Genomic DNA, 20,704 nt, shown 5'->3' with positions numbered 1-20,704 from the left:
CAGGCCGGGTTTTTTTATCGTACTTTCGCGCCGATCAGCTCCTGCCGTACGTATCCTCGAACCGCACGATGTCATCCTCGCCCAGATAACTGCCGGACTGCACCTCGATGAGCTCCAGCGGCAGCTTGCCCGGGTTGCGCAGTCGGTGGGTCACGCCCAGCGGAATGTAGGTGCTCTGGTTCTCGCCCAACAGGATCACCTCATCACCGCGCGTTACTTCGGCGGTTCCGCTCACCACCACCCAGTGCTCCGCACGGTGGTGGTGCATCTGCAGGCTCAGCGTGCCACCGGGCTTCACCGTGATCCGCTTCACCTGGAAGCGTTCGCCATTGTCGATGGAGTCGTAGGCGCCCCACGGGCGATACACCTTGCGGTGCCAGGTGGCTTCGGGGCGCGAATCGGCCTTGAGCTGGGCCACGACCTGCTTGATTTCCTGCATGCGGTCGCTGCGGCCGACCATCACCGCGTCATCGGTCTCGACCACGATCACATCGTCGAGCCCGACCAGCGCGATCAGGCGCTCGCCGTAGGCATAGGTATTGCGGCAATCGATGGCGATCACGTCGCCGTGGTGTGCGTTGCCATCGGCATCCTGTGCCGACACGTCGCGCAGCGCGGTCCAGGAGCCCACGTCATTCCAGCCGGCGTCCAAGGGCACCACCACCGCGTCGCTGGTCTTCTCCATCACCGCGTAGTCGATGGAGTCGGCCGGTACGGCCGCAAATGCTTCCTTGTCCAGACGGGTGAAGTCGGTATCACGGCGTGCCAGCTGCCAGGCATTGCGACTGGCAGACAGCATCTCCGGTTGCAGGCGCTCCAGCTCGGCCAGGTAGCGCGAGGCCTTGAACAGGAACATGCCGCTGTTCCAGAAGTACTCGCCGGACTGCACGTACTGAAGGGCGGTCTCCGCATCCGGCTTTTCGACAAAGCGGTCGACCGCACGGACGGCACCGCCTGATGACGCCTTGATGTAGCCATAGCCGGTTTCCGGCCCGGTCGGCACGATCCCGAAGGTAACCAGCTTGCCCTCGCGTGCAGCCGGCAGTGCGCTGAGAACCGCGGCCCGGAAGGCGTCTTCATGGGCAATCACATGGTCCGACGGCAGTACCAGCAGTACCGGGTCGCCTTCCTCCAGCGTGGCTTCCAGCGCGGCCACGGCGATCGCTGGCGCGGTGTTTCGCCCGACCGGCTCCAGCAGGATGGCCTGAGGCTGCACGCCCAGCTGCTGCAACTGTTCGGCGGCCACGAAACGATGTTCCTCGTTGGCAACGACCAGCGGCGGTCGCCCGGCGATGGGCGCCACGCGTTCCCATGTGGCCTGCAGCATGGTCTGCTCGCCGGCCAGGGCCAGGAACTGCTTCGGATAGGCCTCGCGGGACAGCGGCCACAGCCGCGTACCGGAGCCGCCAGACAGGATCACCGGAAGAATGTCGTTCATCGGGCTACGCCTCAGGATGCCGTGAGCAACTGGGAGATTTCGTCGGTGCGCTGCTGCAGCAGGGCGGCATCGCCGCGCGCTTCCACGTTGAGGCGAAGCAGCGGCTCGGTATTGGAGCTGCGCAGGTTGAAGCGCCACTCGCCAAAGTCGGCGCTGATGCCGTCGGTGTGGTCCAGCGTGGGCCCGTGCGAAGCGAAGTGTTCCATCACCCGCGCGACGGCGAGCTTGGCGTCGCTGATCTTGAAGTTGATCTCGCCGCTGCACGGGAACTTCTGCATGCGCTCTTCCACCAGCTCGGCCAGCGAAAGGCCGGACTCTGAGACCAGCGCGGCGATCAGCAGCCACGGAATCATGCCTGAGTCGGCGTAGGCGAACTCGCGGAAATAATGGTGCGCGCTCATTTCACCGCCATACACGGCATCTTCGTCGCGCATCTTTTCCTTGATGAAGGCATGCCCGCTCTTGCACAGCACGGCTTGGCCACCGGCCTCTTCGACCATTTCCACGGTGTTCCAGAGCAGGCGCGGATCGTGCACGATCTTGCCGCCCGGCTGCCGCGCCAGGATCGCCCTGGCCAGCAGCCCGACCAGGTAATAGCCTTCGATGAAGCGGCCGGTATGGTCGAAGAAGAAGCAGCGGTCGAAGTCGCCGTCCCAGGCGATCCCGAAGTCCGCACCGTGCTCAAGCACCGCCTTCGCGGTGAGCTCGCGGTTCTCGACCAGCAGCGGGTTCGGAATGCCGTTCGGGAAGCTGCCGTCCGGCTCGTGCGCGATGCGGACGAACTCGAACGGGAGGTGCGGCGCCAGCAGGTCCACGATGGCACCCGCGCCGCCGTTGCCGGCGTTGACCACCAGCTTCAGCGGCTTCAGCGAGCTGCGATCCACGTAGCTCAGCAGGTGCTCGATGTAGGCCGATTTGTCCGGATGCGACTGGATGCCGGCCTTGGGTTCGACCGCAGGCGCGGTGTCGGCCTCGACGGCGTCGGAGATGGCGAACAGGCCGGTATCCGAGCTGATCGGCCGGGCCTGCTCCTTGACCAGCTTCATCCCGTTGTAGTCCATCGGGTTGTGGCTGGCGGTGACCATCACCCCGCCGGCGGCCTTCAGGTGGTCCACCTGGAAGTAGACCTCCTCGGTACCGCACAGCCCGATGTCCAGCACCTCGCGCCCCGCGCCGCGCAGGCCGGCAGCCAGCGCGTCCTGTAGCCCGGGGCTGGTCAGGCGCACGTCATGGCCGACAACGACGGTGCCCGGCGCCAACTGGGCGGCCAGGGCCACGCCGATCCGGCGCGCCATGTCTTCGTTCAGCTCGTCCGGCACGCGGCCGCGGATGTCGTATGCCTTGAATGCGGGGAGAGTCATCGGTAGTCCTTTCGAAGTTAGTAGGCGAGTTTAGCTGGTGCCGCGTGTGGGAAGCGTTTTCAGCCCGAACCGGCCGTTTAGCCGGGGCTGGCCCTGCCAATGGCTACAATGGCGGCTTACATCAACGAGGTGAGGGCGTAGATGAGCAAGTCCCCAGACAACGGCCGGCGCGGCAAGCGCTACGCCAGTGCCGCCGAGGCGCTGCAGGGCGCGGTGGCCGACGGCCAGACCCTGGCGGTCGGCGGTTTCGGCCTGTGCGGCATTCCCGAAGCGCTGATCGCCGCGCTTCGCGACACCGGGGTAAAGGACCTGACGGTGATTTCCAACAACGCCGGCGTGGACGGCTTCGGCCTGGGCCAGCTGCTGGAAACGCGCCAGATCAGCAAGATGATTTCGTCCTACGTGGGCGAGAACAAGGAGTTCGAGCGCCAGTACCTGGCCGGTGAACTGCAGCTGGAATTCAACCCGCAGGGCACCCTGGCCGAGCGGCTGCGCGCCGGCGGCGCGGGCATCCCGGCCTTCTTTACCGCCACCGGCTACGGCACCGTGGTGGCCGAGGGCAAGGAAACCCGCGAGTTCGACGGCAAGCACTACGTGATGGAGACTGCGCTGCGCGCGGACGTGGCGCTGGTCAAGGCGTGGAAGGCCGACGAGGCCGGCAACCTGGTGTTCCGCAAGACCGCGCGCAACTTCAACCCGGCCTGCGCCATGGCCGGCAAGCTGTGCGTGGTGGAAGTGGAAGAAGTGGTGCCGGTGGGCAGCATCGACCCGGACCAGGTGCACCTGCCTGGCATCTACGTGCACCGCATCGTGCACAACCCGACTCCCGAAAAACGCATCGAACAGCGCACCGTGCGTGCGGAGGGCAACTGAGATGGCATGGACCCGCGATGAAATGGCGCAGCGCGCCGCCCGCGAACTCACCGACGGCGCCTACGTCAACCTGGGCATCGGCCTGCCCACCCTGGTCGCCAACCACATTCCCGAAGGCGTGGACGTGTGGCTGCAGTCGGAGAATGGCCTGCTCGGCATCGGCCCGTTCCCGACCGAAGCGGAAGTGGACGCCGACCTGATCAACGCCGGCAAGCAGATCGTCACCGCGCGTGCCGGTGCCAGCTACTTCGGCAGCCACGACAGCTTCGCGATGATCCGCGGTGGCCACGTCAACCTGGCGATCCTCGGCGCCATGCAGGTGACCGACAAGGGCGACCTGGCCAACTGGATGGTGCCCGGCAAGATGGTCAAGGGCATGGGCGGCGCCATGGACCTGGTGGCCGGTGTGCAGCGCGTGGTGGTGCTGATGGAGCACACTGCCAAGAACGGCGAGCACAAGATCCTGCCCGAGTGCACCCTGCCGCTGACCGGCGTGGGCGTGGTGGACCGGATCATCACCGACCTGGCCGTGTTCGACGTGACCGACGCGGGGCTGAAGCTGGTGGAAGCTGCCCCGGGCGTGAGCGATGAAGAACTGAAGGAAAAGACCGGGGTCAGCTTCAGCTGACCTGGGGTCACGGCGGTCCGCATACCTTCCCGGTGTGCGGATCAGCCGCGTTTTGCGTAGGCGTAGGTCGAACCCGTCTCCGCACCGCCCAGCGTTGCCAACGTGTAACCGGCGTCCTCGCAGACGGCGCCCAGCGCACGTTCCAGTACGTGCGCCAAGGTGCCATCGATCTGGCCTTCTTCAGGCTCGAACGCGCTGGGCAACAGATGCGCGTCCAGCAACGGGTGCAGGGCCGCCAAACGCACCCAGAACATGCTGCCAGCACTGAACCGGGCGTCCAACAGGTCGGCGTGCAGCCCCAGTCGAACCTGCAGGCGCCGCAGCGCTTCTGCATTGGCACCGACGTAGTCGCGCACCGGCAGCAGGTGTCCTGCCGGAGCTAGCAGGCCCAAGGTGGCATCCTGCGCGAACCGCTCCACAGCCTGTGCGCCGCGTCCGTCGTCCAGCAGGTGCTGCAGCAACTCCTGGCGCCATTGCGCACCCTGCTGCATATGAGTGGAGCGCTTGGTATGCAGCTTCAGCACCACGTCTTCGCCCTGCTCAAACAGTAGGTTGGCGACATGCAGGAACGGCAGGATGTCACGACCGTGGTTGGCGAAGATCATGATCTCGCCAGTAAGGCCGGAGGTCTGCAGCAGAGCCTCGACGCGCTCGCGGTGTTCGGGGGCAGTGGTGATGATGAGCCGGTGTTCCAGTGCACTCTGCCGCAGGTGGGAGAGCAGCTCGGCCAGTTCTTCCAGATACCAGGCATGGATCACCACGCACGGGCGGGTTGGTCTGGCAGTGGTCGGCACACGCAATGCCTGACGCGTCGCCTCCAGGTAAGCGTGGCCCAGCCGCAGGTCCGGCTCAAGCACAGCGCCTTCGGCCCACTCGTTCCAGGCGTTGATGAAAACCAGCTTCTGGGCCGGAGGCACTGGTGCCAAGCGCTGGTGAATGGTCTTTGACAGCCAGTCCCGGTACCCGCGCGGCGAAGCATGCAGGTACACGCGGCCGCGTCCAGAACGGCGTGCTTCGTTGTCCCAGCCTGGGTTCACGCCCGGGTAGAGCGGGTAGTCTGGCAGCGCACGGGCGCCAATCTCGCTCGCTAGCTCGCGCCAATCGCGCACGTCACCCTGGAACTCCGGATTGATCAGGTACTGGTCGGCAGTGAGCGAGCGCGGGTTGCTCATGTTCGGCGGGAACTCCACCGCTGCGTCGAAATCAATCTCGCGCGGGTCGGGCCGTTCAAAGCCCTGAACGTATGCCAGATGGATTTCGCCGATATCGTTGTCCCGGCACCACTGGCGCCAGCGCTGCGCAGTTGCGCGCGCATCCGGTAGCAGATGCGGGCGGTAAACCAGCAGCATCGGCTTGCCGTCCACCTTCAGGGCACGGCGGTCACGCAGGTAATCGGCAACGTGGGCGATGAAGGCCAGATCGTCTTCGGCGCTGTGCTGCTGGCCGATCAGGATGTCTTCGCTACGCCCGTCCCAGCGCCGCGCCCAGTTTTCGTTGGCCCAGCACAGGCAGAACGGCATATCGATAGTGTCGTCGGCCAGCCACTGGCGCAACGGCGTTTCCAGTAATGTGGTGCCGCTGAACCAGTAGTAGTAGAAGCAGAATGCGCCGATGCCGTATTCCTGCGCCAACGCTGCCTGCTCGCGCATGATTTGCGGGTTGCGCAGATCGTAGAAGCCCAGATCCGCCGGCAGCCGGGGCTGCGCGTGGCCTTCGAACTGGGGCAGGGCGCGGGTGACGTTCCGCCATTCGGTGAAGCCCTTGCCCCACCAGGCATCGTTCTGCTCGATCGGGTGGAACTGCGGCAGGTAGAACGCCACCAGGGTGGCCGGCAGCGTGGCGGGCAGGGGCTCGGCGCGGTACGGCACATGGCCGATGGCGGGCTCGTCTGCGCGCACCAGCGGGCGACGCGCGCTGTCGCCTGTGGAGCCCACTCGCCCGCGAGGCGGTGGTGGCACCCAGTCGCCATGGCGGTCCAGGAAACGGGCCCGCAGCCGGTCACGCTGCCCGTCGGAGAGGGGCAGAGCCCGGAAGCCAGTGCGTAGCGCGAGGTAAACCGCTGCGCGCAGGCGGCCCTTGAGGGTGGTCATGGACGGCAGACCCCGGTCAGGGCGAGCGCGGCAGCGGGCATGAAGTCTCCAACACAACGGCAATGGGCGTCATTCTCGGCGTTTGCCGGTGCGGCGGCAAATGAGGGGAGCGGCGCGCCGGGGCACGTCCCGCCCCCCCCCCGGTAGAGCGACGCCCTGCGTCGCTGCACTCCATCAACGCCCGGAACACCCCCGTCCGATCCGCCGCCTGATCGGCCGAAGCTGCACCGACACCGCCGGCTCCGCCGCACGCAGCAGGATGGCACCGTCATACATCTCGACGGTCAACCGCGTCCCGGGCGCGATGCCGGCCTCGGCCATCCACATGCCGCGCAGTTTGATGCAGGGGACGATCGGGTCGCCGGGCTGCGGTCGGTGGTGCTGATAGATCAGCGAGCCCACGAGAACGCGCTTGGGTTTGTGCCAGCCGAGGCTGGGGCGGCTGGATGCACTGGTGGGCGCATCGTTGTCATTGGTATGCATGGTGGCTCTCCAAGATGAATCCCTCGTCAGGATGGCGAGGGGAGTCGGGAGGTTGAAAGCCGTGCTACTGCAGACGGTGCGACGTATTCCCCTGAAGGGTTTTTTATTCCGTCGCCCTCCCGACATAGGAGGACCGATATGCAGTAGCGGAGCTTTCAAACTCACGGGCACACCATGCGAACCCCGCGACGATACCTCCAGTAGATTGTTTCTGTTGATGTGCGCGTTTCAGTTGATGCTATCAATGGATGTGACGTGATCGGTCCGGACCGCCCTGAAAGCGTTGTGGGGCAGGGGCGTAACGAAGTGGAATGGAGTTGGCACTTGGGGTTTTTGCCGGGGTTCTGAGTCGATCACGGGGAGATCCGAGCTGGCGGTTTTGGCACGAGAATCTTTTCATCGCGCGATGTGGGCGATGTTTCGATCAGGGGTCATGCGTTACCGGACGTTGGTGGGTTGCGTGCGGTCGTCTGGGGACCGACCCTACCGCTGCCCCTCCGGAGTCGCTTCGGGCGCAAATGCTAGAATTCGCGGCTTGGCTGAACCTGGAACGCTGCCGTGATCAAACCCGGGAAGGGAACCTCCTCCGTGCTGCAACGCTGGCTGGTCGGCCTGTTGATCGGCGCACTGCTGATGGTGGGGCTGCGTGGCATTGCCAAGGACATCCATTTCGACAGCTCGCTGCTGCGCAAGGCCTTTGATGCCGACGCGGGGTGGACCGAATCGGTACCGCCAGAGGTGGTCGAAGCCCGCGAGCTGCTTTCCCACCATGGCGATGCCAGCGTGCCGGTCGCGTTGGCGCCGGGCCTCTGGGAAGACCCACTGGTGCGCGAGCGCCTGTGGGACGGTCTGTACCCCCGCCGCGTGCACTGGGCCGACAAGGGCCTGATGCTCTGGCGTACCCCCGGCCCGCAGCAGCCGAACTGCACTGAAATCTCAAGGAGTGAGCGCATTGTTCTCGTTGACTGCCACTGACGGTGGCGCGCGCGCCGCGCTGGGCATGCTGGCCGGCGTGCTGCTCTGTTATGCCTTCGCCGCGTTCGGCTGGGTAGGGCTGCCGGCCCAGATCGCCTTCATCGCCGTGCTGGCCTGTGCGGTCTGGTCGCTGCTGGCCCTGCGCGACGGGCGGGCGGCCTGGATGGTGGGCATTGTCGTGGTACTGCTGGTGCTTGCGCTGGGCAGCCCCACCGACGAATGGGACCCGCGCTCGATCTGGATGCTGCACGCCAAGCGGATCTACCTGGAAAACTCGCTGTACGCCCAGCTGGACGGCTACGCCATCTTCAGCCACAACGACTACCCCTCGCTGATGCCGTTGTGGTCGGCCACGGCGGCCAAAGTAGTTGGGCACTGGAACGAGATCTTCCCCAAGGCCGCCGCCACGCTCCTGCTGCTGCCGCCGTTGCTGCTGATCGCGCGCAGCCTGCGCACCTGGTGGGCGGTGGGCCTGTTCGCGGTGGCGGTGCTGGAAGTGGGCGGGCGCTATCTGGTTGACGGCTACATGGACGCGTTCCTGGCGGTGTACGCGGTCGCAGCGCTGGCCGTGGCGATCCAGCCGCGCCGCGACGTCGCCGAGGGCACGTGGTTCAACCTCGCTGCCTATGCGGCACTGTCGGCGGTGCTGACCCTGATCAAGAACGAGGGCGCGGTGCTGGCGATCCTGGTGGGTCTGGTCGCCGTCGCCACTGTCCTTCTGCGCGACCGGCGCATCCCTTGGGCCCTGCTGGCCGCGTTCGCCGCATCCATGGTGCCGCTGGTGGCCTGGAAGCTGGCTGTGGCCGGTGCGGACCTGGGCAACGACCTGGCCCAGAGCGACCTGAAGGGGCAGCTGCTGGCCCGCCTGCCTGACCTGACCCAAAGTGTGCTGATCCTGAAGGCCCTGCTGCGCAGCGCCGCGTGGGTGCCGCTGGTGCTGCTGCTGGTACTGTGGGCGCGCCTGTGGCGCGTGCCGGCCGCCCGGGCCGCGCTGGTGGTCGCCGTGGCCTATTTCGGTGTGCTGTTTGCGGTCTACCTGAGCACCCCGCACGACCTGATCTGGCACCTGGCCACCAGCGCCAAGCGCGTGGCGCTGCCGGTACAGTTGTTGTTGATGTACGGAGTACTGGTGCTGCTGGACCAGTGGAAACTGGCCGCTGCGCCTCAGCGTGCAGGAGAACGGAATGCTTGAGCCCAACGAATCGTTCGTGGTGGTCACCCCGGTCTACGAAGACCACGTGGCGTCGACCCGCTTGTTCACCGAGCTGGCACGCCTGTACGGCGACCGCGTGTTCGTGGTGGCGGTGGACGACGGCTCGATCCGCGAACCGGTGCAGCCGTTCCAGCTGTCCAGCTCCGGGGTGAGCGGGGTGGTGTTGAAACTGCGCCGCAATGTCGGCCATCAGAAGGCCATCGCGGTAGGGCTGGGCTATGTCGAGGAAAACCTGCCGGACGCGCAGCGGGTGATCGTGATGGATTCGGACGGGGAGGACCTGCCCGAAACCATCGCCACGCTGCTGGAAGCGACCCGGGACGAGAATGTGGACGTGGCCGTGGCGCGGCGCAAGAGCCGGGTGGAAACGCTGCGCTTCCGCGCGTTCTACGTGGTCTACAAGTTCATTTTCCAGCTGCTCACCGGGCGCACCATCAGCTTCGGCAACTTCATGGCGATCAAGGTCAGTGCGCTGCACCGCCTGAACGCGATGCACGAGGTGTGGACCCATGTGGCCGCCGGCCTGATCGCCAGCAAGCTGCGCCTGGCGGTGTGCCCGATCGACCGGGGGCCGCGCTACGCCGGCCAGAGCAAGATGAACTTCGTGGGGCTCACCCTGCACGGTTTCCGCGCGCTGATGGTGTTCGCCGAGGACGTGCTGGTCCGGGTGGGCCTGATGTGTGTACTGGTTTCTTCGGCATCCATCGTGCTGGCCGTGGTCGCGACCCTGCTCAAGCTGGCCGGCTACGCCACGCCGGGCTGGTTCTCGATGGCGCTGGGCGTGCTGTTCCTGGTGTTCCTGCAGACCGGCACGCTGACCCTGATGACGCTGATGCTGAGCGGGATCGTGCGCGGCACCATCCAGAAGCCGGGCGCCTACCGCGAGTACCTGGCGGGCGTCACCGAAGTCACCGCCGATGTCGCGCCGCGCTGATTTCCGCCAACTGCTGCGGTATGTCATCAACGGGCTGGTGGCCACCGGCGTGCACTTCGCGGTGCTGACCCTGCTGGTGGAGGTGGTGCATGTGCCCTCCAAGGGCGTAGCCAACCTGGTGGCGGCAGCGGTCGCCATCGTGGCGTCGTTCCTGGGCAACCGCTACTTCGTGTTCGCCGCCACCCAGGCCCGCGCCAGCGGCCAGCTGTGGCGGTTCGTGCTGCTGTATGCCGCAATCGCGCTGATCAATGGCGGCCTGATGGCGCTATGGTCGGACCTGTTCAAGTTCGATTACCGCATCGGCTTCGTGCTGATCAGCATCATCCAGTTCATCCTCTCGTTCCTCGGCAATCGCCTGCTGGTGTTCAAACCATGAAAACCTTGCGCAACGCACTGCTGCTCACCGCCGTCTACGTGGTGCTGCTGTTGGGCATCCACTTCCTGCATGTGCGCTTCTTCAGCGTCGACGTGGTGTTCTACGCGGCCATCGGCGATGCGCTGCTGGCGGCGGTGCTCACCGGGCTGTTGCTGCTGGTGCCCGCGCTGCGCCGCTTCACCCTGACCGAGAAGGTCCTGCTGGTGGCGGTATGGCTGCTGGGCGGCTACGCCTTCGCCATTTCAGTGCCGACCGTAATCGACCGCTCGCTGTCGTTCTACATCCTGGAAAAGCTGGACCAGCGCGGTGGCGGCATCCGCCAGGACGCGTTCCAGGACGTGTTCACCAAGGAATACATGGTGGAGCACCGGCTGGTGGACGTGCGCCTGACCGAACAGGAGAGCTCGGGCACCATCCAGATCAGCAACGGCTGCGTGCTGCTCACCGACAAGGGCCGCCGCGTGGCAGCGATGAGCCGCTTCTACCGCCAGCACTTCCTGCCCAAACAGCGCCTGCTGCTGGGCAAGTACTCAGACGACCTGACCGACCCGTTCCGCCACAGCCGCCAGGACGTCACCTACCAGTGCAGGTGACGGTGGGAGCTGAGCGCGCTCTTACGCGCTCAACAACCCATCAAAATACGCAATCGTGCGCCGAAGCCCATCCTCCAGCTTCACCTGCGGCTCCCACCCACCCAGCTTGCTCTTCGCCAGCGTGATATCCGGCTGCCGCTGCATCGGATCGTCCTGCGGCAACGGCTTGAACACCAGCTTCGACCCCGAATTGGTCAACGCAATCACCGTCTCGGCCAGCTCGCGAATGGTCATCTCGGCCGGATTACCCAGGTTGCACGGTCCGGTGAAATCCTTGTCCGTGGCCATCAACCGGATGAACCCTTCAATCAGGTCATCCACATAGCAGAACGAACGCGTCTGCTGGCCCTCGCCGTAGATGGTGATGTTCTCGCCGCGCAGCGCCTGCACGATGAAGTTCGACACCACGCGCCCGTCATTCGGGTGCATGCGCGGGCCATAGGTGTTGAAGATGCGCGCCACCTTGATGTCCAGCCCATGCTGGCGGTGGTAATCGAAGAACAGCGTCTCCGCACAGCGCTTGCCTTCGTCGTAGCAGGAGCGCGGGCCGATCGGGTTCACGTTGCCCCAGTACTCCTCGCGCTGCGGGTGGACGCTCGGGTCGCCATAAACCTCGCTGGTGGACGCCTGGAAGATCCGGCAGTCCAGCCGCTTGGCCAGGCCCAGCAGGTTGATCGCGCCGTGGACCGAGGTTTTTGTGGTCTGCACCGGGTCATGGCTGTAATGCACCGGCGAGGCGGGGCAGGCCAGGTTCCAGATCTCGTCCACTTCGATGTACAGCGGGAAGGTGACGTCGTGGCGCAGGAATTCGAAGTGCGGGTTGCCCAGCAGGTGCGCGATGTTGCGCTTGGTGCCGGTGAACAGGTTGTCCGCGCAGACCACTTCGTGGCCCTGCCCGAGCAGGCGCTCGATCAGGTGCGAGCCGAGGAAACCCGCACCGCCGGTGACCAGGATGCGCTTGGTGCTGTCATGACTTCTCATTCGGGGTCTCTGGCTGTGGGCGGCGTGGTGGTGGCCGCTGGTCGCGCGTGGGGAAAGTGGACCATTGTAGGCGGGAGGGATGGTCGTGTCGTAGGGGCGGTCGCGCGGGGTGGGGCTGCTTCGATTGGGGTCCATGCGTTACTGGGCGATGCGGGGTTTCCGTGCGGTCGTTTGGGAACCGACCCTACCAGTGGGTTTCCCGGCTGAGCTGAGTGGGCCGCCGCCGTGCTAGCGTTTCGCCATGGATCTCCACCTTCCCGACGCCCAGGTGCATTGGCACCGCCATTGGCTGGCCGCGCCTGCCGCCGACGCGCTGCAGCGACAGCTGCGCGGGGAAGTGCCTTGGGAGGTTCACAAGATCAAGATGTTCGGGCGGCAGGTGGATTCGCCGCGGCTGAGCTGCTGGATGGGGGACCCTGCGGCGCGGTATCGGTACTCGGGGACGGACTTCGTACCGCATGCGTGGCATCCGGCCTTGGTGCCGTTGCGCGACGCCTTGGGCGAGTTCTGCGGCCAGCCGTTCAACAGCGTGCTGCTGAACTGTTATCGCGACAACGACGACGGGATGGGGTGGCACAGCGACAATGAGCCGGAGCTGGGGCCTACGCCGTTGATTGCGTCATTGAGTCTGGGTGCTGCGCGTCGGTTCCTGTTGCGGCGGCGGGATGATCATGCGCGCAAAGCCGAAGTGACCCTCGGTCATGGCGATTTGTTGGTGATGGGTGGGCGTACCCAGACGTTTTATCAGCACGCGTTGCCGAAGAGTGCACGGCCCTTGGCCGAGCGCATCAACCTGACGTTTCGTTGGATAAACGGGTAGAGCCACGCCCTGCGTGGCTGACGTACCGTCGGGAGATAGCCGGTAGAGCCACGCCCTGCGTGGCTGCGCGGTGCACGGGCCGTTCCAGCCACGCAGGGCGTGGCTCTACCGATGATCGGCCAGACACCCTCGATGTGCGTGACGCAGTCAGCGCAGGCGTGCGGGAATAACCGTAGCCGTCTTGCTGTCATTCTGCCCCGTCACCAACGTCCAACCCACCAGCTCGCGGGTCACTTCCTCCAACCCCTTCTCCAGCGCGTGCGCCACGTCACCGGTCGCGGTACTGCCCACCGGCTGTTCCTGGCGGAAGGTCCGATCGGCAACAACCCGCTGGTCAATCACGTGGATCAGCTTGGCGTTGATCTCGATCAGCGCGGTCGGGGTGGCCTGGCCACGGTAGTCCGACTCGAAACGCCGCACGTCCAGCGCGAGCTTGTAGTCGGCGCGGATGCCGGTGGTGGCACGCGCCACGCCGGTGATGCGGCCGGAGTCCTCGAAGGCGCGCACCAGTGCGTCGTCCACCATGTCGGTGGCCGGCTGCGCCCAGCTCACGCCCTTGTAGACCTCAAGCTCGCCCGGGTTCGGTCGCACGTTGATGCGCGGGCTGTCGACCACGCGCGCGGCGGTCGGCTTGACCAGCACCAGCGCCCAGTCGACCTTCGGCCATGACGGGTCGGGCTGCACGCGTACCACCGGCGAATAGATGGTGACCTGGCTGCGCTCCCCGCCGCCCAGCAGCGAGGAGCAGGCGCCCAGCGCGATCATCAGTGCCGCCGGCAGCAGCAGGCGGGGCAGGGAGGTGGGAAGAAGGGGCATGCGGCTCATTTGGGTTCGAACTCCTTCGGCGCGTCACGGCCGAGCAGGTAGCGGGCCGGGTTGTTGTCCAGTTTGTCGCTGACCCGGCGCAGGTCGCGGATCAGCCCGCGCAGTTCGGTCAGGGTCGGGCCGAGCTGGGCCAGGCCGTCGTTGGCGAAGCTGTTGATCGCCGCGCGGTTCTCGCCAAGGATGGAGTCGGCGCTGCCTGCGGCCGAGTCGAGCTTGGTCAAGGTAGTTTCCAGCTTGTCCAGGATCGGCGGCAGCTGCTGCACCAGGTTCTTGTCCAGGCGTTCCACGGTGCCGTTGGTGGTCTTCAGGGTCACTTCCAGGCTGCGCGCGGCGTCGCGCGCGCTCAGCAGCAGCGCCTTGGTGCCCTGGTCGCGGTCGGCCAGGCCGCCGCTGATGGTTTCCAGGTTGGCCAGGGTGGCGTTGATGCTGGCCACGTTGCGGTCGCTCAGCACCTGGTCCATGCGCTCGACGATGCGGTTGGCGACGTCGGTGATGTTCTGCAGCGCCGAAGGCGTGGTCGGAATGATCGGGGCCGGGTCGCGGTTGACCGCGGTCAGCGCCTGCGCCTGCGGGGTGCCGCCGCTGAGCTGGATGATCGAGGGACCGGTCAGGCTGGTGATGGCCAGCTTGGCGCGGGTGTCGGTCTTGACCGGCGTGTTGGAGTTCAGGCGGATGCGGGCCACCACCTGGCGCGGGTCGTCCGGCACCAGGTTGAGTTCGGTGATCGAGCCGACCGCGATGCCGTTGTACTGCACCGGGCTGCCCACCGAAAGGCCGGTCACGGCTTCGCGGAACACCACGCGGTATTCGGTCCAGGTGCGGTCTGAGGAGTACTTGGCCGCCCACAGCCCGAAGGCCAGCAATGCCAGCCCCACGATGATGGTGAAGGCGCCGATCAGTACGTAATTGGCTTTGGTTTCCATGGCTTACTCGCTCTTCTGCTTTGCGTCGCGTGCAGCACGCGCGCGCGGTCCGTGGAAATATTCCTGGATCCACGGATGGTCCAGTTGTTCGATCTCGTGCAGCGGCGCGGTGGCGATCACCTTCTGGTCGGCCAGTACCGCCACGCGGTCGCAGATGGCATACAGCGTGTCCAGGTCGTGGGTGATCAGCATCACGGTCAGGCCGAGCGCTTCCTGCAGGGTCTTGATCAGGCGGTCGAAGGCGGCCGCGCCGATCGGGTCGAGCCCGGCGGTGGGTTCGTCCAGGAACAGCAGTGGCGGGTCCAGCGCCAGCGCACGGGCCAGGCCGGCGCGCTTGCGCATGCCGCCGGACAGCTGCGAGGGCAGCTTGTTGATCGCATCTGCGGGCAGGCCGGCCAGCTTCACCTTGAGCAGGGCCAGCTCGTAATGCCAGCGCTCGGGCAGCTCGCCGTGGTGTTCCTTCAGCGGCACCTGCACGTTTTCGCCCACGGTCATGGACGAGAACAGCGCGCCGTCCTGGAACAGCACGCCGGTGTTGCGTTCGATATGCAGGCGGTCGGCACGGTTCTCCGAACGCGCGTCCACGCCGAGCACTTCGATCTGGCCTTCGTCCGGATGACGCAGGCCGAGGATGCTGCGCATCAGCACCGACTTGCCGGTACCCGAGCCACCGACCACGCCGAGGATCTCGCCGCGACGCACGTCCAGGTCCAGCCCGTCGTGCACGGTCTGGCTGCCGAACCGGTTGGTGAGCCCGCGCACGCGGATCGCCAGCCCGGCCTCGTCGGCCAGTTCGGTGCGGGTGTCTTCTTCAGGGGCGGCCGTGGTCGTCATCACCAATCCATGTGCATGAACCACAACGCGGCGAACGCGTCGATGATGATCACCAGCGAGATGGTCTGCACCACGCTGGAGGTGGTGCGTTCGCCCACCGATTGCGCGGTGCCTTCCACCTTCAGGCCTTCCAGGCAGCCGATCAGGCCGATCACCGCGGCGAACACCGGCGCCTTGGACAGGCCGACCAGCATGTGCCGCACTTCGATGGTGTCGTGAAGGCGCGCCAGGTACATCTGCGGCGGGATGTCCAGGTCGAACGCGCCGACGGTAACGCCGCCGGCCAGGCCGGCGATCATCGCGATGAAAGTCAACAGCGGCAGGGTGACCAGCAGCGCGATCAGGCGCGGCAGCACCAGCAGGTCCACCGGGTCCAGGCCAAGGGTCTGGATCGCGTCGATCTCCTCGCGCGCCTTCATCGAGCCGATCTGCGCGGTGAATGCGCTGGCGGTGCGGCCGGCCAGCACGATCGCGGTGAGCAGCACCGCGAATTCGCGCAGGAAGGCGATGCTGACCAGTTCGACCACGTAGATCTCAGCGCCGAAGTCGCGCAGGATGGTCGAGCCGAGGAATGCGATCACCGCACCGACCAGATAGGACAGCAGCGCCACCAGCGGCACCGCGTCCAGGCCGACCTGTTCCATGTGGTGCACGGTCGCAGTGAGCCGGAAACGACGCGGCTCGCGGATCAGGCGTCCGGCCTTGACCAGGTTCTCGCCGAGGAAGCTGGCCAGCGCCACGATGTTGTGGGCGGTGGCATGCACGCTGACGCCCAGGCGCTCCAGCGCGGCCAGCACGCCGAAGTCGCGCTTGGCCTTGGGCCGGTCGTCGGCGACCTCTTCGATGGTGCAGACCAGCGCGCGGTGCTCCTCGCGGAAGGTCAGTGCGTCTTCGCCCAAGTCGGCGCGATGGGCCACGCGCAGCACCTGCAGCACGCCGGCCGAGTCCAGCTGGGTAATGCCGCTGGCGTCGATGCCGGTAACGGTTTCCGGCGCCGCGCGCAGCGCTTCGGCCGCGTCCAGCGCGGTGCGCAACGTCCACTGACCGGACAACCGGATCTTGCCGGGGTCCTGTGGATCCTGTTCGAGGTGGGGGGCGTTGTCGGGCGTCATGGCGTCTCCACGCAGCATAACCTGTCTACGTGTACGCCCCGTAGTGCCGGCCGCTGGCCGGCTCTCGAGATGCGGGTAATACTACGCCGCATGTCTGCCGACGCACCCGCCATTGCAACCCCTCCGGCCACCTACGCACAGCGGGTGGCCTTCGTGTCCGAAATCGCCGGGCGGCTGCACAGCTACGGCACCACCGCCCAGCGGCTGGAGGCCGCGGTGGTGGCGCTGGCGCAGCGGCTGGACCTGGACTGCGAGCCCTGGTCGAATCCGACCGGGCTGATCCTGAGCTTCAGCGACCCGACCAAGGCGATCGGTTCGTCGGACATCACGCGCGTGATCCGGTTGGCCCCGGGCGAAAACGACCTGCACAAACTCAGCATTGCCGACCAGATCACCGACGCGGTGGCCAACGGCACCATGAGCATTGCCCAGGGCCATACCGCACTGCGGCAACTGGACAAGGACCCCGGCCGGCGCGGAAAGATCCGCATGATCCTGTCCTACAGCCTGGGTGCGGCCGGCGTGGCCGGGCTGTGGAAACTGCCGTGGCTGGACATCGCTACGGCCGGGGTGATCGGGCTGCTGATCGGCCTGATGACGCTGGTCACCGACCGCCGCCCGGCCAGCCGCGAGGCGAGCGAGGCGCTGGCCGCTTTGCTGGCCGGCACCGTGGCGGCGCTGGTGGCTTCGTTCGTGGGCGCGCTGAACCTCAACACGGTGATCATCGCCTCGCTGGTGGTGATGCTGCCCGGCATGTCGTTGACCAACGCGGTGAACGAACTGGCCAGCCAGCACTGGGTGTCGGGCACGGCGCGTTTTGCGGGCGCGATCACCACCATTCTGAAATTGACCGTGGGCGCGGTAATCGCGGTGACGCTGTCGGGCATCATCGGCCTGGACCCACTGGTGCGCGCCTCGCGCCCGCAGGACGCCTGGGTGGAATGGAGCGCGCTGCTGGTGGCGGCATTCGCGTTCGCGATGCTGTTCAAGGCCAGTCGCCGCGATTACCCGTGGGTAATTGCCGCGTCTGTTGCCGGGTATGCGATCTCGAAATTCGCCGGGCAGGCGTGGGGCATGCCGGCGGGGATTTTCATGTCGGCGATGGTGATGACCGCGGCCGGCAATCTGTTCGGGCGGCTGGTGCAGCGTCCGGGCGCGATCATCCGCTTGCCCGGCATCATCATGCTGGTGCCGGGCAGTACCAGTCTGCGCGGGGTGCTGACCCTGGTGCAGCAGCAGGACATGAGCGCGGGGCAGGTGGTGCTGATGACGGTGTTGAACGTGGTGATGGCGCTGGTGGCGGGGTTGTTGTTCGGTAATCTGTTGTTCCCGGCGCGAAAGAATCTGTGAGTTTCTGAGAGTTTCCGTGGGACACGCATGGCGTGTCTCTACGCTTGGATTTGCGCAAAAACACATTGGGGCGGACATAAAAAAACGCCGGCATCCCGCCGGCGTCTTCAATGCGTGCGCCATCGGCGCGCCGCTTACTTCTTGATCAGGAAATCTTCCAGCTTCTTGCCCTTGGTGGTGTGCGCGGCCAGCCAGCGCGGCTGCTTGCCACGGCCGGTCCAGGTTTCCTTGGGGTTGGCCGGGTTGCGGTACTTCGGGGCCACCTTGCCGAGCTTGCGCACGGCCTTGGCCGGGGCGGCCTTGGTCGCCTTGGCGGCGCGGCCGCGGGTGGGGGCCGCAACGCCCGCCACTTCTTCCAGGGTGTAGCCGTTGGCCTTGGCCAGCTTGCTCAACTGGGCGCGGACCTTGGTGAGGGCCGGACGCTTTGCGACGATGGTCTGCTGCTTCTTGGCGTTCTTGATCAGGGCGCCCAGCTCTTTGGCAGACAAACCACTCAGGTCAATACTCATCAACTACTCCGGAATCTAGAAAGAAGGACGGGTGTGGCCAGTCCCTGGCATCGGCAACAGCATACATTCTCATTTGCCGCATGCACAGCTTGTAGGAATAATCAATGGAAATGGGACAATTAAATGCCGGGGTCTTTCACCCGGCATCCGTCATCATTTCGTCAGCTTGGCCATCAACCCAGCGCGGTCCAGGCTTTCCGCTTCGCTGGCGCTGCGGGCACGGTATTCGAAGGTCCCGGCCGCCAGGCCGCGTTCGGACACCACCACGCGGTGCGGCACGCCGATCAATTCGATGTCGGCGAACATGTTGCCCGGGCGCAGGCCACGGTCGTCCAGCGCCGCATCCAGGCCGGCGGCCTGCAGTTCCGCCAGCAGTTCGGCGGCGGCAGTGGAAACGCTTTCGTCCTGCTTCGGATTGATCACGCACACCACCACCTGCCACGGCGCCATCGCGTCCGGCCAGATAATGCCGGCATCGTCATGGTTCTGCTCAATCGCTGCAGCGACGATGCGGGAAATGCCGATGCCGTAGCAGCCCATCGCCATCACCTGCGCCTTGCCGTTCTCGTCCAGCACGGTGGCATTGAGGGCCTGCGCATACTGGCGGCCGAGCTGGAACACATGGCCCACTTCGATGCCACGGGCCACGCGCAGTTCGCCACCGTCGGCGGCGCGGTCGCCTTCCTTCGCGTTGCGGATGTCGGCCACTTCCGGCTCGGGCAGGTCGCGACCCCAGTTCACGCCGGCAATGTGGAAACCGACTTCATTGGCACCGACCACGAAGTCGGCCATGGCCGCAACGTCGCGATCGGCCACGATGCGGATCGGCTTGGCCGGGCTGAGCGGGCCCAGGAAGCCCGGCTCGCTGCCCAGGTGCGTGGCGATTTCCGCTTCGCCGGCCATGCGGTAGCCCTGCAGGCCGTCCACCTTGCCCAGCTTGATTTCATTGACCTCGTGGTCGCCGCGCACCAGCGCCAGCACGAAGCCGGCCTCGGTCATGATCGCGACCGACTTCACGGTGCGCTCCAGGCCCAGGCCGAGCATGGCGGCAACCGCCTCGCAGGTCTTCTGGGTGGGGGTTTCGACCTTGCGCAGTGCTTCGCTGGCGGCCGCGCGCGGGGCAGGCTCTGCCGCCACTGCCGCTTCCATGTTGGCCGCGTAGTCCGAGCCGGTGGAGAACACCAGCGCGTCTTCGCCCGAGTCGGCGATCACGTGGAATTCCTGCGAGGCATCGCCGCCGATCGCGCCGGAGTCGGCCTGCACCATGCGGAAGTCCAGGCCCAGGCGGGTGAACACGCGGGCGTAGGCGGCCTTCATGTTCTCGTACTCGCGCACCAGGCAGTCGTCGTCCAGGTGGAAGGAGTAGGCGTCCTTCATCAGGAACTCGCGCGCGCGCATCACGCCGAAGCGCGGGCGGATCTCGTCGCGGAACTTGGTCTGGATCTGGAAGAAGTTGACCGGCAGCTGCTTGTAGCTGGACAGCTCCTGGCGCGCGAAATCGGCCGCGGCCTCTTCAGCGGTGGGGCTGTAGCAGAACACCTGCTCCTTGCGGTCCTTGATCTTGAGCAGCTGCGGGCCGAACTTTTCCCAGCGGCCAGTGGCTTCCCACAGTTCCTTGGGCTGGATGGTCGGCACCTGGAATTCCACCGCGCCGGCATTTTCCATTTCCTCGCGCACGATGCGCTCGACCTTGCGCAGCACGCGCAGGCCCAGCGGCGACCAGATGTACAGCCCCGAGGCCAGCTTGCGGATCATGCCCGCGCGCAGCATCAGCCGGTGGCTGGTGAGCTCGGCATCGCTGGGGGTTTCCTTGGTGGTACGCAGGTGGAACTGGGAGAGGCGCATCGTCGGCTTCGCTGAACGGCGGAAACCGATATTCTGACACGACCCTCCCGGATATGGCCTGTCAGGCCGCCGGCTTGCAGTACGCCTTGATGGCGGCTTCAGCCAGGCCCTTCTGGGCGGTGCGCTGGTCTGCGTCCAGCGCCTTGTCCGGCTTGCCGTCGCCGTCGGTGTCCTGCATCACATCGCCCTTGCCATTGAGCAGGGTCAGATTGTTGCGGGCATTGGTGCAGTCGGTCGAGTCGGCAGGCGCGGCTGCCTTGGCCGCGGTGCTGCCGGCGGCCGGGTCGCGGCTCTGGATCTGGCGCTGCTCGGCGTTCTGGCCGGTCGGCGGCTTCTCCGAGTACTGGGTGACGCCATTGGCATCCTTCCACTTGTAGACGTTTCCGGCGCTGGCCGTTGCGCTGACGAGCAGCAGGCAGCACACGAGGGGCAGGGCACGCATGGCAACTCCGGGCAGCAAGGGGTCAGGTGCGCGATTGCAGCATTCCCGCCCGGCGCTGGCAAGCCTCCCCCCAAACCGGGCCGCAGCCACTAAACTGGC

General features: G+C 66.1%; 20 protein-coding genes and 1 pseudogene. 9 read left to right on the top strand and 12 right to left on the bottom strand.

Annotated elements, in window-relative coordinates; translation table 11 throughout:
• Nucleotides 1–34 precede the first annotated feature (34 nt).
• Nucleotides 35–1,438 carry a mannose-1-phosphate guanylyltransferase/mannose-6-phosphate isomerase gene (locus tag HGB51_RS16875; RefSeq protein ID WP_070207020.1) on the bottom strand — a complete coding sequence of 468 codons (1,404 nt, stop codon included), beginning with the start codon at nucleotides 1,436–1,438 and terminating at the stop codon, nucleotides 35–37.
• Nucleotides 1,439–1,449: 11 nt separating this feature from the next.
• Nucleotides 1,450–2,799: a phosphohexomutase domain-containing protein gene (locus HGB51_RS16870; RefSeq protein ID WP_070207019.1), complete on the bottom strand. Its 1,350-nt coding sequence runs from the start codon at nucleotides 2,797–2,799 to the stop codon at nucleotides 1,450–1,452.
• A gap of 141 nt (nucleotides 2,800–2,940) precedes the next feature.
• On the opposite strand from HGB51_RS16870, the gene HGB51_RS16865 reads away from it, so the two are divergent.
• Together HGB51_RS16865 and HGB51_RS16860 are read left to right on the top strand one after the other, a co-directional pair.
• A complete protein-coding gene (locus HGB51_RS16865) occupies nucleotides 2,941–3,672 on the top strand; it encodes a CoA transferase subunit A (protein WP_070207018.1) in 732 nt (243 codons plus the stop codon).
• Between the two features lies 1 nt (nucleotide 3,673).
• Nucleotides 3,674–4,300, top strand: coding sequence for a CoA transferase subunit B (locus tag HGB51_RS16860; protein WP_070207017.1), 627 nt, complete (start codon nucleotides 3,674–3,676; stop codon nucleotides 4,298–4,300).
• Nucleotides 4,301–4,341: 41 nt separating this feature from the next.
• Here HGB51_RS16860 and HGB51_RS16855 read toward each other — a convergent pair whose 3' ends face one another.
• Together HGB51_RS16855 and HGB51_RS16850 are read right to left on the bottom strand one after the other, a co-directional pair.
• Nucleotides 4,342–6,390 (bottom strand): glycoside hydrolase family 99-like domain-containing protein, encoded by a 2,049-nt coding sequence (locus HGB51_RS16855; RefSeq protein ID WP_070207016.1) that lies wholly within the window; start codon nucleotides 6,388–6,390, stop codon nucleotides 4,342–4,344.
• Nucleotides 6,391–6,564: 174 nt separating this feature from the next.
• Nucleotides 6,565–6,873, bottom strand: coding sequence for a SymE family type I addiction module toxin (locus HGB51_RS16850; RefSeq protein WP_070207015.1), 309 nt, complete (start codon nucleotides 6,871–6,873; stop codon nucleotides 6,565–6,567).
• A gap of 558 nt (nucleotides 6,874–7,431) precedes the next feature.
• On the opposite strand from HGB51_RS16850, the gene HGB51_RS16845 reads away from it, so the two are divergent.
• From HGB51_RS16845 to HGB51_RS16825, 5 genes are read left to right on the top strand one after another with little or no spacing between them, the layout of a single operon-like run.
• Complete coding sequence (locus HGB51_RS16845; RefSeq protein ID WP_141739061.1) at nucleotides 7,432–7,848, top strand: hypothetical protein; 417 nt, start codon at nucleotides 7,432–7,434, stop codon at nucleotides 7,846–7,848.
• A complete protein-coding gene (locus tag HGB51_RS16840; protein ID WP_246233666.1) occupies nucleotides 7,826–9,040 on the top strand; it encodes a hypothetical protein in 1,215 nt (404 codons plus the stop codon). Before HGB51_RS16845 ends, HGB51_RS16840 begins: the two co-directional genes overlap by 23 nt.
• Nucleotides 9,033–9,995 carry a glycosyltransferase gene (locus tag HGB51_RS16835; protein WP_070207013.1) on the top strand — a complete coding sequence of 321 codons (963 nt, stop codon included), beginning with the start codon at nucleotides 9,033–9,035 and terminating at the stop codon, nucleotides 9,993–9,995. Before HGB51_RS16840 ends, HGB51_RS16835 begins: the two co-directional genes overlap by 8 nt.
• Nucleotides 9,979–10,371 carry a GtrA family protein gene (locus tag HGB51_RS16830; RefSeq protein ID WP_070207012.1) on the top strand — a complete coding sequence of 131 codons (393 nt, stop codon included), beginning with the start codon at nucleotides 9,979–9,981 and terminating at the stop codon, nucleotides 10,369–10,371. Before HGB51_RS16835 ends, HGB51_RS16830 begins: the two co-directional genes overlap by 17 nt.
• Complete coding sequence (locus HGB51_RS16825; protein WP_070207011.1) at nucleotides 10,368–10,964, top strand: hypothetical protein; 597 nt, start codon at nucleotides 10,368–10,370, stop codon at nucleotides 10,962–10,964. Before HGB51_RS16830 ends, HGB51_RS16825 begins: the two co-directional genes overlap by 4 nt.
• A gap of 21 nt (nucleotides 10,965–10,985) precedes the next feature.
• On the opposite strand, the gene HGB51_RS16820 is transcribed toward HGB51_RS16825, so the two are convergent.
• Nucleotides 10,986–11,945 (bottom strand): UDP-glucuronic acid decarboxylase family protein, encoded by a 960-nt coding sequence (locus HGB51_RS16820; RefSeq protein ID WP_171966902.1) that lies wholly within the window; start codon nucleotides 11,943–11,945, stop codon nucleotides 10,986–10,988.
• A 241-nt stretch (nucleotides 11,946–12,186) separates the two neighbouring features.
• Between HGB51_RS16820 and HGB51_RS16815 the strand changes: the two genes are divergently transcribed.
• Nucleotides 12,187–12,765: an alpha-ketoglutarate-dependent dioxygenase AlkB family protein gene (locus tag HGB51_RS16815; RefSeq protein WP_070207658.1), complete on the top strand. Its 579-nt coding sequence runs from the start codon at nucleotides 12,187–12,189 to the stop codon at nucleotides 12,763–12,765.
• A 147-nt stretch (nucleotides 12,766–12,912) separates the two neighbouring features.
• On the opposite strand, the gene HGB51_RS16810 is transcribed toward HGB51_RS16815, so the two are convergent.
• The 4 genes from HGB51_RS16810 to HGB51_RS16795 are packed head-to-tail and all read right to left on the bottom strand — an operon-like array spanning nucleotide 12,913 to nucleotide 16,459.
• Nucleotides 12,913–13,590: an ABC-type transport auxiliary lipoprotein family protein gene (locus HGB51_RS16810; RefSeq protein ID WP_084738917.1), complete on the bottom strand. Its 678-nt coding sequence runs from the start codon at nucleotides 13,588–13,590 to the stop codon at nucleotides 12,913–12,915.
• Nucleotides 13,587–14,513: an MlaD family protein gene (locus HGB51_RS16805; RefSeq protein ID WP_070207659.1), complete on the bottom strand. Its 927-nt coding sequence runs from the start codon at nucleotides 14,511–14,513 to the stop codon at nucleotides 13,587–13,589. The genes HGB51_RS16810 and HGB51_RS16805 overlap by 4 nt, the downstream gene beginning before the upstream one ends.
• A gap of 3 nt (nucleotides 14,514–14,516) precedes the next feature.
• Nucleotides 14,517–15,347: an ABC transporter ATP-binding protein gene (locus HGB51_RS16800; RefSeq protein WP_070207660.1), complete on the bottom strand. Its 831-nt coding sequence runs from the start codon at nucleotides 15,345–15,347 to the stop codon at nucleotides 14,517–14,519.
• Entirely contained in the window at nucleotides 15,347–16,459 is a 1,113-nt protein-coding gene (locus HGB51_RS16795) for an ABC transporter permease (protein WP_070207661.1), read from the bottom strand. Before HGB51_RS16795 ends, HGB51_RS16800 begins: the two co-directional genes overlap by 1 nt.
• A 90-nt stretch (nucleotides 16,460–16,549) precedes the next feature.
• Between HGB51_RS16795 and HGB51_RS16790 the strand changes: the two genes are divergently transcribed.
• On the top strand, nucleotides 16,550–17,809 hold the full coding sequence (locus tag HGB51_RS16790; protein ID WP_070207662.1) for a threonine/serine exporter family protein: 1,260 nt from the start codon (nucleotides 16,550–16,552) through the stop codon (nucleotides 17,807–17,809).
• Nucleotides 17,810–17,946: 137 nt separating this feature from the next.
• Here the strand turns inward: HGB51_RS16790 and HGB51_RS16785 are convergent.
• The 3 genes and pseudogenes from HGB51_RS16785 to HGB51_RS16775 form a co-directional block, all read right to left on the bottom strand.
• Nucleotides 17,947–18,318 (bottom strand): annotated as a pseudogene (locus tag HGB51_RS16785) (H-NS histone family protein); the annotation flags it as partial.
• Nucleotides 18,319–18,471: 153 nt separating this feature from the next.
• The gene (locus HGB51_RS16780; protein ID WP_070207664.1) at nucleotides 18,472–20,163 is read right to left on the bottom strand and encodes a proline--tRNA ligase; all 1,692 of its coding nucleotides are present in this window, start codon (nucleotides 20,161–20,163) and stop codon (nucleotides 18,472–18,474) included.
• A 61-nt stretch (nucleotides 20,164–20,224) separates the two neighbouring features.
• Complete coding sequence (locus HGB51_RS16775; RefSeq protein WP_070207665.1) at nucleotides 20,225–20,605, bottom strand: DUF4124 domain-containing protein; 381 nt, start codon at nucleotides 20,603–20,605, stop codon at nucleotides 20,225–20,227.
• Between the last annotated feature and the right edge of the window lie 99 nt (nucleotides 20,606–20,704).

The organism is Stenotrophomonas bentonitica, from assembly GCF_013185915.1.
Lineage (GTDB): Bacteria > Pseudomonadota > Gammaproteobacteria > Xanthomonadales > Xanthomonadaceae > Stenotrophomonas > Stenotrophomonas bentonitica.
Note: the sequence above shows the minus strand (reverse complement) of the source record. Positions and strands in the feature narration are given on the sequence as shown.